This window comes from Methanomassiliicoccales archaeon, assembly GCA_038850735.1.
Classification (GTDB): Archaea; Thermoplasmatota; Thermoplasmata; order Methanomassiliicoccales; family JACIVX01; genus JACIVX01.
The window spans coordinates 156846-167277 of record JAWCLO010000003.1; the positions used below are offsets into that span (position 1 = coordinate 156846).

The 10432-nt window shown below is 42.1% G+C and carries 13 protein-coding genes and 1 tRNA gene; 10 read left to right on the plus strand and 4 right to left on the minus strand.

Features of this window, described 5'->3' with window-relative positions; all coding sequences use genetic code 11:
* The first annotated feature begins 23 nt into the window (after positions 1-23).
* Both QW087_03345 and QW087_03350 read left to right on the plus strand, forming a co-directional pair.
* Positions 24-470 (plus strand): hypothetical protein, encoded by a 447-nt coding sequence (locus QW087_03345; GenBank protein MEM2943757.1) that lies wholly within the window; start codon positions 24-26, stop codon positions 468-470.
* Between the two features lie 92 nt (positions 471-562).
* Positions 563-1372, plus strand: a complete 810-nt coding sequence (locus QW087_03350) for a hypothetical protein (GenBank protein MEM2943758.1) — start codon at positions 563-565, stop codon at positions 1370-1372.
* A gap of 306 nt (positions 1373-1678) precedes the next feature.
* Here the strand turns inward: QW087_03350 and QW087_03355 are convergent, their stop codons facing one another.
* Genes QW087_03355 through QW087_03370 form a run of 4 tightly spaced genes read right to left on the minus strand, consistent with a single transcriptional unit; the run spans position 1679 to position 4603 of the window.
* Complete coding sequence (locus QW087_03355; GenBank protein ID MEM2943759.1) at positions 1679-2614, minus strand: thiamine pyrophosphate-dependent enzyme; 936 nt, start codon at positions 2612-2614, stop codon at positions 1679-1681.
* The gene (gene porA / locus QW087_03360; GenBank protein MEM2943760.1) at positions 2578-3765 is read right to left on the minus strand and encodes a pyruvate ferredoxin oxidoreductase; all 1188 of its coding nucleotides are present in this window, start codon (positions 3763-3765) and stop codon (positions 2578-2580) included. The genes QW087_03355 and porA overlap by 37 nt, the downstream gene beginning before the upstream one ends.
* A complete protein-coding gene (locus tag QW087_03365; GenBank protein MEM2943761.1) occupies positions 3762-4049 on the minus strand; it encodes a 4Fe-4S binding protein in 288 nt (95 codons plus the stop codon). Before QW087_03365 ends, porA begins: the two co-directional genes overlap by 4 nt.
* A gap of 2 nt (positions 4050-4051) precedes the next feature.
* Positions 4052-4603, minus strand: coding sequence for a 2-oxoacid:acceptor oxidoreductase family protein (locus QW087_03370; GenBank protein MEM2943762.1), 552 nt, complete (start codon positions 4601-4603; stop codon positions 4052-4054).
* Between the two features lie 196 nt (positions 4604-4799).
* Between QW087_03370 and QW087_03375 the strand changes: the two genes are divergently transcribed.
* From QW087_03375 to QW087_03410, 8 genes are all read left to right on the plus strand, one after another.
* Positions 4800-5255 carry an RNA-binding domain-containing protein gene (locus tag QW087_03375; protein ID MEM2943763.1) on the plus strand — a complete coding sequence of 152 codons (456 nt, stop codon included), beginning with the start codon at positions 4800-4802 and terminating at the stop codon, positions 5253-5255.
* A gap of 161 nt (positions 5256-5416) precedes the next feature.
* A tRNA-Leu gene (locus tag QW087_03380) sits at positions 5417-5501 on the plus strand.
* 200 nt (positions 5502-5701) lie between these two features.
* Entirely contained in the window at positions 5702-6301 is a 600-nt protein-coding gene (locus tag QW087_03385) for a DUF996 domain-containing protein (protein ID MEM2943764.1), read from the plus strand.
* 133 nt (positions 6302-6434) lie between these two features.
* Positions 6435-7004, plus strand: coding sequence for a hypothetical protein (locus QW087_03390; GenBank protein ID MEM2943765.1), 570 nt, complete (start codon positions 6435-6437; stop codon positions 7002-7004).
* Positions 7005-7375: 371 nt separating this feature from the next.
* Positions 7376-7585, plus strand: a complete 210-nt coding sequence (locus QW087_03395; protein ID MEM2943766.1) for a hypothetical protein — start codon at positions 7376-7378, stop codon at positions 7583-7585.
* A gap of 480 nt (positions 7586-8065) precedes the next feature.
* On the plus strand, positions 8066-9466 hold the full coding sequence (locus QW087_03400) for a radical SAM protein (GenBank protein MEM2943767.1): 1401 nt from the start codon (positions 8066-8068) through the stop codon (positions 9464-9466).
* Between the two features lie 201 nt (positions 9467-9667).
* Positions 9668-10063 carry a DUF6015 family protein gene (locus QW087_03405; protein ID MEM2943768.1) on the plus strand — a complete coding sequence of 132 codons (396 nt, stop codon included), beginning with the start codon at positions 9668-9670 and terminating at the stop codon, positions 10061-10063.
* Positions 10064-10117: 54 nt separating this feature from the next.
* A partial coding sequence (locus QW087_03410) for a phosphoglycerate mutase (protein ID MEM2943769.1) occupies positions 10118-10432 on the plus strand: 315 nt, incomplete at its 3' end.

The following is a 10432-nucleotide window of genomic DNA, read 5'->3' on the forward strand; positions in this document are numbered from 1 at the left end:
TTATAAATATAGTTTTCGTCATAGTGTATGACGCCCGTGGTGGGACAGAGGGCTGGCAATCAATGAACGAGGAAAGAATCTCGCTGAGGCTCGGATTTGAGGAACTTCGATTAATGGATGATTTCCTCGACAAACATCCCGAGTATACCAGCAGATCTCAACTTGCCAGAGTAGCATTGAAAGCCTTCATCGAAGGAAGAAAGGAGGAAAGTAGGAAACTGGCAAGCGATACAACTGTAACAATCAGAGTACCTCCATTGGCATTAAGGGCAATAAAGAGTCTTGTGAGGGCCGGCGTTTATAACACGATTAATGAAGCTATCGAGGAATGCATCAGGAAAGAATTCATATCAAAAGCAGTCGTTGACGAAATTAGAAAGAGGGTTGATGAGATCGAGAGCGAGATGCTAGAAATACTTCCAGACTCTGTACCAATTGCGGGAAAAGACCAAAATACTGAAGATGAGTAGCCGGTAGAAGGGATGGGATGCACGACTTTGTAAATCAAAGTCGATTCGATTAGGGTACCTCATCTTCAGGATTCGTGAAGGAGGCCGAAGGGATGAATGCAACCATGAAATCTGAGCAAATAATGGCGTTGCTCAGCAAGGGAATGATCGAACCGAAGATCACCGTGGTGGGATGCGGCGGTGCTGGTAATAATATTGTGAACAACATTTACTGGAATTGTAGGAATAGTGTTGAAACCATCGCAATAAACACGGACGAAAAGAAGCTCCAGTCTATCGATGCTCATAAGAAAATTCTCATCGGAAAGGACATTACATATGGGAAGGGCGCTGGTGGATTTCCTGAGGTAGGTGAACACTGTGCAGAGTGTGCTCGTGAGACTTTGAGGGATGTTCTAAAGGGAAGCGACATTGTATTTGTCATCGCCGGCATGGGCGGAGGAACAGGTACTGGAGCTGCCCCTGTTGTTGCACACATAGCCAGGGAACTTGATGCAGTTACATTTGCCATCGCAATCAATCCGTTCTCTCATGAGAAGGAATGCAGAAAAAAGGCAGAAGAGGGCATCCGAAAGCTTCGAGAAGTTGCCGAAACAACTTTGGTTCTTGACAACGATAAACTGCTCGAAATCGCAGGAGATCTCCCAGTCTATGAAAGTTTTTCAATAATGGAACGTAGCATCATCAAAATCATTGAGTCTGTGTGCGCAAAGATAACCGAGTCATTCATAACGCAGATTGCCTCAGACATTGAAGAAATGCTCCAGGAATTGGACGAAGAAGATGCTGATGAGTTTGCACCACAGAAACCGCTCGAAGCTGAGCTACTACACACCGCAATAGAACATGAACCAGGCAATCAGGGATTTAACGATTCGGATACAGGCTTTATACCCAATTAACGAACTCGAATATAAATCAGTAGTAGAGAAGCGATATGCAATCATGACTGGTTCGATCAAAACAGTTACTTTGTCTGTCAATTCGAATATCAGCCATGTCTATGGATTGATGCGGAAGCCTCCTTCAAGCATTTTCGATTTTTTTGGCATGAATGCCATGCTAGTAGTGATATTTTATTCTCAAATGAATTCATTTTGCGATCAAATTCAATCAGCAAAATACAAGACTGATGAGATGACCTAATACCAAATATAATCATAGAAAATAAAAAAAATTTCAGAGAAATTCAAGGGCAGAAAAATTACTTACTCATTCGTACTCTTGATGAGTTTCATGAGGCGCTCATATTCTGCATCGACTATCCTTTGAATCTCATTGATCGACTCCTCAGACAAGTGCCTAAAACGACCCTGCAATTTTAGATAATCCCGTACTGGTTTCCTATTCCTAATCTCTTTTGTCAAGGTATATTTTCCATTGACCACCTTGTATAATGGGAATATCCCTGTCTGGGTCGCCAGCCGTGCAACTTCAATGGTCATCCGAGGATCAATACGCCATCCAGGGGTGCACGGCGCAAGGACGTGAATAAACTTCGTGCCTTTGATTTCCTTTGCTTCTTTGATTCTTGCTATAAAGTCCTCTGGATAAGCAACGTTCACGGTTGCCCCGTATGAGATACCATTTGCAACAAGGATCTCCATGATGCGTTTCTTTGGCGAGGTATTCCAGCCTTTCCCATCAGCAACTGGCGTTGTAGTAGTCCATGCGCCAATCGGTGTGCACCCGCTTTTCTGAATACCAGTATTCATGTATGCCTCATTGTCAAGCATAATGTAAATGATGTTTGCGTTACGATCAACGGTAGCGGAAAGTGCTTGAAGACCGATATCAACTGTACCACCGTCCCCTGCCCATGCCACTACATTAGCATCCTCTATCCCCATGACATCAAATCCCGTTCTGATTCCATCTGCGATTGCAGCTGTGCACTCAAACGCGTTATCGACGACTGGAACCTTGAGTGCGTATCCCGGCCAAAGACCAAGTATGACACCCCCACAACCAGCAGGAATGCTAAGTATGGTTTTTGGACCCAGCGCTTTTAGCGTGTACCTCATAGCAAGAGGTGTACCGCATCCGGGGCAGGCGCTATGTCCTCTGCAAACGTATTCTTCTTTTGGAATTGTAAATTTAGGAATACCTACCACCTCCCCGTGCCGTCTCGAATATTTATCCATTCGACCATTCTATCTACTTTCCCTTTCTTCTTGATCTCCAGTAAGTCTTCGAAAATAAATTCCATATTCCTCGGAGTAAAGTCCTTGCCTCCCATCCCGCCCACGTAATCTTTTATGAGCGGACCTCCTGCGGGATCGTAAAGTGCGTTTTTCACTTCCGAGTACATGGCACCTCCGTAGCCAAAAGTATAGCTTCTGTCGAATACGCCAACAACTGGCACCATGTCATTTAGCTTCTTCAGCTCCTCTGCAGGTAGGGGCCGCAAGCACTTTAGCTTCACTACGCCTACCTTCTTGCCACGTTCGCGCATCCTATCAGAGACCTCTTTTGCGGTCCCTACAGCAGAGCCAGCGACCACGAGAACAACATCTGCATCGTCGCAGTTGTAGAATTCCACCAACCCGCCGTAGCTACGACCAAATTTCCTCTCAAATTCCTTGTCAACCTCAACGATTTTCTTCTTTGATGCTTCCTGTTCGATTGCTATGCGATATCTGAATTCAGACCACCAATCTGGCATGGTAAGCCCACCGAAGCGTCGAGGATCATCGAAGTCAATTTTCCATTCTGGATCAAAAGGTGGTAGAAAATCATCGACCTCTTCTTGATCTGGAACATCCACAGCCTCGTAGGTGTGGGAAAGAATGAACCCGTCTTCGATGACCATTGATGGTAGCATTACCGAGCGATCCTCAGAAATTTTGTAAGCCATAAGGATCGTATCAAGCGTTTCCTGGTTATTCTCGCAAAACAACTGTAGCCATCCTGTATCGCGCTCGCTTATGACGTCCATATGATCGCCCCAGATATTCCATGGGGGCGCTAATGCTCGGGCAACGACACCCATGACGATAGGTCTTCGAGCGCCAGAGGCCCAAAAGAGCATTTCATGCATGAGTGCAAGACCTTGTGACGAAGTTGCCGTGAAAGTTCTCGCTCCTACATATGATGCACCGATCAGCATTGACATTGCACTATGTTCGCTTTCAACGAGAACGTATTTCCCATCAAGTTTGCCCATAGCATAAAATTCTGCGAGCTTCTCAGAAATACTGCTCTGCGGTGTAATTGGGTATGCCGCTATCACCTTAACTCTTGCCAGCTTTACTGCGTAAGCGGCCGCGTAATTAGCAGTCATAACCTCGATCATTTTCCCATCTCCTTTTCCATGGTGATTGCACCAGATGGGCATTCATTTGCGCAGATTCCACATCCCTTACAGTATTCATAGTTTACCCGTGGATAGTCACCTTCTTTATCCACCTCGACACTAACATCTGGACAGAATTTCCAGCAGATATAGCAGCGAGTGCATTTTTCGGCGTTGATCACCGGCCTAATAGTGCGCCAAGTACCTGTCTTGTTATCCTCAGTATTGCAAAATGTAATCGGTGTTGATGGCAAATCTTTGTAGGTTTGGGGCAATTTTATCATGATCAAACCTCCCTTACCAAATCATAGGCATCTTTTGCCGCTGCTGCGTTTTCCTCCTTTTTAGTCGGAGCCGCTTCCCTAATGCTTTCCATTAGTGATTCTAATCTTATTTTTTGAAAAATTTTCACAAATGCCCCGACGATAGCAGTATTTACTATCGGCGCAGTTTCGCTTCCAAGCCCGTGTTTCAGCGCGATGCCTGTCGCATCAACAATCCAAGTTTTGTTTGGAATTTGAATTCCGAGTTCTGCTTTGCTCTTTGTTGTGTTCAATAGAACCTCTCCACCGGTTTTCAGTCCCTGGAAAACATTGACGAACTCCATAAGTTTAGGGTCGAGAACAATCACGTAATCTGGCTCATAGATTCCTGCATGAATTCTTATAGGCTTATCATCGATCCTACAAAACGCTGTCACAGGTGCCCCGCGTCTTTCGACGCCAAAAAAAGGGAACGCTGCAACCCGCATACCGTCCTTGACCGCAGCCCGGGCAAGGATTTCAGAGGCCACAACGGCTCCCTGCCCTCCTCGTCCATGTATGCGAATTTCAATCATGAGTATGACACCAATGCGGTCAAGTTGGTCGGTAGTTATAAGCGTTTTCTATGCTCTTATTGAGCACGTTACTTGATAGCATTCGGTTTTCGTTGATTATCGAGCGATTTGCAGTTAAATGATATTAATATAGGCTGCAAATCATGCTTTGTCGAGGAATGCATAAGTAATGCTTTTGTAGATTAGGAATCTTTGTATGAGTTCAAGAAAAATCATATTTCATTCGCTTCAATTCAGGGTCTTTGCAAATGCTACGGAAGATGAGAACAAAGTTATCAAGGCACTGCAGTTTGTAACTGGTACAGAGCAGTTTCGAAGGTCTGTCACTCTTGGATACCATGGCAATCCAAAAACCATATTTGAATCAACGCTTAATAGAAGCCACGAAATCAATTCTTTTTTCGTGCGATGGAGATTAGAGGACTTAGAGCGCGTCTTAGAAACCTTGTCGGTGAGAATCGATGAAAATGGTTTCATTTTTTTCAGATTTGACAAGCAGGAAGCATTCTATGAGAGGTTGATCTTGAGCGAGGGAGAGGACGTCATTGCGGTAAAAGGCAAAATCATGGCCTATCCAAGCACATGGGATCGTGCAGTTGAGGTTGCAAGAGAGTACTTTACTCAACTGATCGAAGTAAAAAGAATATCATGAAATGACTTCCCAACTACGGGACGGCATAATTTTTTCCTGAAAGAAAAGGGATTACTCTAGCTCGTCGATTGAAGTGAAGCTACCTAATGCACTTTTGATTTGAATCTGATTTCTCATATCATAAGATATTAAATATTACATGGGATATCGAACAGTATTCCGCAGGGGTAGCCAAGCCTGGCCAACGGCGCAAGGCTTAGGACCTTGTCCCGAAGGGGTCCGTGCGTTCAAATCGCACCCCCTGCACCTTTTGGCAGCAACTGGCTTGTAACGATCTTGGTTTGCTTGCATTGAATGATTTTGATTAATAATATAATCACGGGGAAGCTCCTGACGGTCTTCTTTTCTATTGGAAATTAACGGGGAGAAGCAATTGGATGGAAATTACAACTTCGAGATAGTTTTCTTATACGTATATCGTCTACGATAAGGGTTGAGGCTGAAAAATGTCAGTAAGAAGTAGTAGAATATTGGGCGGAGTGGGCTCATTACTTATGTTTATTGGGGTTTTTCCATACGTCAATTATTTTGGCATAATTGAGTTCGTCGGTCTAATACTCATCATGATCGCTCTGCACAATCTGGCTAACTATTACAACGAAGGGAGGATTTTCAGCAATGCCCTTTACGCATTGACAATGGGACTAATTGGCGTCGTAATCACAATTGCATTGGTCATCGTTACTGTTCTAACTTCGCTCAAAGATTTTCTCTACACGATTTTTCCAGATTGGAATGGAGACTGGACGGCTCTTTCAGGTCTAACACCGGATATGTCAAGGTTTTCTACAGAGGTCATCATGCCTTTTTTGATAGGAATTTTAGCGGCATTCGTTGTACTTTGGGTGTTTGTTGTAATTTCGGCATTCTTTGTTAGACGCTCGTTTGGAGCGCTTTCAAGAAAATCAGGCGTTGGTTTGTTCTCAACAGCTGGATTATTACTTCTAATAGGTGCATTGCTGATTATTCTTTTTGGCATAGGGGCAATCCTGATCTGGATTTCAGCGCTATTGCTTGCCATCGCTTTCTTCTCCATAAAACCATAGCCGCTACAACCGACGCAATTAACAACACCAGTTAAGACTAATTAAATTAATATCAATTGCTGTTCAAAATACGATAAGACAAGATTATGCGTTAATGGAGATAATAACTTATATATGAACTTCGTGAATGGTCATGACTGAAAAATCTTATGTAGAAAATGATTTAGATTGGAAGAAATTTATTAAAGAACACTGGAACATAGTTGCGGCATTCGCAGCAGCTGGAATTTTGGCATTTGTGGGCGCAATCTACGTCTTTTCATGGTTCATTGAAGAGATTCAGTCAACGGGTCTAGTACCCATAGCTTTGGGTTCTTGGACAATTGGGCATGTGGTGGCATTTATTTTGAATTTGATTTTCTGGGAATCACTCCTTATTGGTGTTCCAGCAATCATAGGAGCGGCATTAGGTTGGCTGTGGTGGAAGAGGCTACCCGTTGAGGAAAAGAAAGGATATCGTTTTTTTAAGAAACGATCCCGCGCAATGCGTGGTGGAAGCGGGGCATCATTTGTGTTCTTTATTGCTCTCTGCATCAAGGTTTTTATCGATGGAAACTGGAATGTTGCTATTGCATCTTGGACCTTGGACTATGTTGCGCATTCGATGATTACAATAGTGGTCTGGACTGCAATCATCTTTGGGATTCCTATAACTATAGGACTCGTCTTGTGGCTAAATCACGAGTTGAAAAAGAACTCCTGAACCTTCTTGGCTTTGGCATTTGATTTTCCACCCACCATTTTCTCCAATAGCATCAGCTGAAAAACTGGGTCTCAAGGGTTATTTTTGCACATCGACAGCGTTTAGGTCCCGTTTCTATCAACCTTTCCCAACGCCATAGAATTAAACTGGTGTAAGGCTTTATTGTTCCAATTGTTGTCCGTTGAATTCAATGTAAGTGATCGATCAAAAAAAGGACATTCTTATTGGATCGGAGGGTGATCACCTAAGAAAATGTATCTCGCCGAGGTAAGATATATCTATATGACTCGTCAAACAATCGATCTTGATTGAGAAGTGCCATTATTTTTTCTGCAATACTATATGTATATGATGATTACATAAAATTACATATGAACGATAAGACTAACAAAAAGCATCGGCGTGATATTATAGGTGGAATCATCATCGTTTCTTTGCTTATGATCCTGCTGGTCGTACAGATAGCGAGATTTTTTAACTTCTATTGGGACGCTCTTAATTCACCTTATGGTCAATTTGCTCTTGCAATTGTGATCATTGGACTCATCATTGTCACTATTTACGTCTTGTATCATAAGTAATATGCTTGCTTGGGATTGATCTCTTTGAAATTGGAGTTTTATTAGTTCTAATATATCTCCTTGCTATTTTCCTGTTCTTTTACTTTTTAATTCATTTTTGTCAGAAAATCAGTTAATATTTCTTTGGGATTCCTGCAATAAAAATTAGTTTAGATGCAATAACTCTATTGTGCCAGAAAACAACATTTTATAATTTACAATGCAAAACAGTCTTGACTCCTTTGGTTCCCATTCCTATCATTCTTGAATTCTTTATTTACTTTCAGGATGTTGTATTGGTTTCTAAGTAGTGGATCGAGGTAGTTCTGTATTTTCTTATTCAATTCCTTTTTAATTTTGAAAGTTAAAACTGGATATAGTTTTTGATGACATGATTTTGTTATGCATTAATGAAAGCATACTACATTTGAATGTTCTACATTCTACATACCCGGAAATCATATAAGTAAAGATAGTCAATGATTAGTTAAGGGTTTAGATTTGAAGATTCTGCTTTCTACGCCACCTGGAAAGTCTTCAGAGTGCTGGCCTCCCCTTGGGCTTCTTTATTTAGCTTCGAGTCTGAAAAAACAAAGGGGAGACAAAGTGAGAGTATTTGATGCGTTCTGCCTGAATATGGATTCCAGCACCCTCGTATCTGAGATTGAAAAGGAAGCACCGGACGTACTTGGAATGAACTGCTCTACACACATGTTTCTAGACACCATGAAGGTGGTAAGCGAAGTCAAGATGCGGATGCCAGATATTACTGTAATTCTTGGTGGGTACCATCCAACCTTTACCTCCAAAGAAATTCTTGCGTCCTATGAAGAAGTCGATTTTATTGTCAGGGGAGAAGGGGAACTCGTGCTCCCGCAGCTTCTTGATTTCATTGAAAAGAATCAGCGACCTTACTCTTTGAGTGGAGTCGCATTTCGAGATGGTAGGAAAATCGTCCAAAATGAATTCGACCTGATACGAGATCTTGATTCATTGCCTTTTCCAGATAGACATCTTGTGGCAGATGTGGAATATGGGTATTCACACCTCGGCGTACCATTAACATTCGGAAAGTTGACGACTATCTGTTCATCAAGAGGGTGTCCCCATGAGTGCACTTATTGTTCCTGCTCGCGCCTAATGAAGAAGAAATACAGAGAAAGGAGCCCCTCTAACGTTATCGACGAGCTGATTCAAATAGAAAGCCAAGGATACAAGAATTGCATTTTTGTCGACGATAATTTCACATTGAATAGAAAAAGAGTAATCGAACTGTGCAGACTCATAAGACGAGAACGATTGGATTTGAGGTTCTATGCAGAAGGTCGGGTAGACCGAGCCGACATCTCACTGCTGAAAGAAATGAAGAAGGCGGGCTTTGAAGTCATTTACTTTGGTGCTGAAAGCGCATCAGCAAGGGTCTTATCGTATTACAAAAAGGGATGTAAACCCGATGAAATTCGCAACGCCATTCGTAATGCGAAGAAGGCAGGGCTACTGGTTGTTGCATCGTTCATAATAGGTGCTCCTATTGAGAATCATGACGATGTAATGATGACTCTAGATCTTATAGAAGAAACCTACCCTCATGCAATTCAAATCAATATACTGGATTGTTTGGTTGGAACCCCAATGTGGGAAAATTTCGATTCTTTGGGGCTCATTGGAGGAGATGATTGGAAAACAAATCACCGGATATTTGAGTATCCTGTAACTCCCTTTTCCAAAGAAGAGTTAGATACCTTTGTGCGTCTTGGATATAGCAGACTCTTCAATAAATGGAAAAAACCTAAGAGCCTGATTTCACTTTTCCTGTCACTTACAAAGAACAGAGTCCTAAGAAATATCCTTTTCTACAATCTAAGGAATCCTGCAGCCAGACAATTAATTTCCAATGCATAAATGAGAGCTGGTTACTGTGTCAATGAACAAAGGCATGCATTTGCGCCACACGGCTATTTTGAACTGATATGCAAACCACACGCACGTAATCGAGCTTTTTTCAAAAACGAATTTTGCTATTATTGTAGGAGTCAGTTTATGCATCAAATCAGTTTATGGGAGATAATTTCTTATAGAAGTACTTACACAATAGTTTTATTTATGAATACGACAAAAAACCCCCCATTTAAATTCGACTTTCTGGCAAACGTGATCGCAAGTAAAGTCGGTGCAAATAAGTCAATGGCAAAGGAATTAGCCATGCGCGTCCTCAATTATTTTGGTTATGGAGAGGTGGTAATAGATAACATGCTCGATCAAGAGGATCGACGGCTTTTCTATTTTCTGCAGGATCTCAAACTTCTCAAGACTGATTGGGAAGAAACGATTCTACCTAACGGCAGAAGCTGGAGAATTTTCTACTGGGAGATCAATACAGATGAAATACTAAAGGAGGCACGAAAACTATCGGAAATCAGGGATGAGTCGATGAATATTTATGACACGTTGCCTGAAAATATATGGTCAAGAGAGAGAACAGAAGTAGTTGTTGAATAATGCTGATTTTATTGCTGATTTTGTTTATCTATTCGTAATGATATTACCTCGTCGATGCCTAAAACTAAGAAAATCCTCATCATTGTTGTTGATGGAATGGGCGATAGGGCAATAAGGGAACTGAGCTGGAGAACGCCTCTTGAATGTTCCCACAGGCCAAATCTAAACTGGTATGCTGAAAATGGCATAAATGGCCTGATCGATGTTATTGCTCCCGGTATCCGTCCAGGAAGTGATACCTCCCATTTAGCGATACTTGGTTACGATCCTTACGAGGTTTATACAGGCAGAGGACCGTTTGAAGCAGCAGGAATAGGATTTATTGGTAGAAAGGAGGATGTAGCATTTAGGTGTAATTTTGCCACAATT

Coding starts and splice junctions, on each gene's coding strand:
- QW087_03350 (MEM2943758.1), top strand. CDS start 563: ATGAATGCAACCATGAAATCTGAGCAAATAATGGCGTTGCTCAGCAAG.
- QW087_03355 (MEM2943759.1), bottom strand. CDS start 2,614: ATGGATAAATATTCGAGACGGCACGGGGAGGTGGTAGGTATTCCTAAA.
- porA (MEM2943760.1), bottom strand. CDS start 3,765: ATGATCGAGGTTATGACTGCTAATTACGCGGCCGCTTACGCAGTAAAG.
- QW087_03365 (MEM2943761.1), bottom strand. CDS start 4,049: ATGATAAAATTGCCCCAAACCTACAAAGATTTGCCATCAACACCGATT.
- QW087_03370 (MEM2943762.1), bottom strand. CDS start 4,603: ATGATTGAAATTCGCATACATGGACGAGGAGGGCAGGGAGCCGTTGTG.
- QW087_03375 (MEM2943763.1), top strand. CDS start 4,800: ATGAGTTCAAGAAAAATCATATTTCATTCGCTTCAATTCAGGGTCTTT.
- QW087_03385 (MEM2943764.1), top strand. CDS start 5,702: ATGTCAGTAAGAAGTAGTAGAATATTGGGCGGAGTGGGCTCATTACTT.
- QW087_03390 (MEM2943765.1), top strand. CDS start 6,435: ATGACTGAAAAATCTTATGTAGAAAATGATTTAGATTGGAAGAAATTT.
- QW087_03395 (MEM2943766.1), top strand. CDS start 7,376: ATGAACGATAAGACTAACAAAAAGCATCGGCGTGATATTATAGGTGGA.
- QW087_03405 (MEM2943768.1), top strand. CDS start 9,668: ATGAATACGACAAAAAACCCCCCATTTAAATTCGACTTTCTGGCAAAC.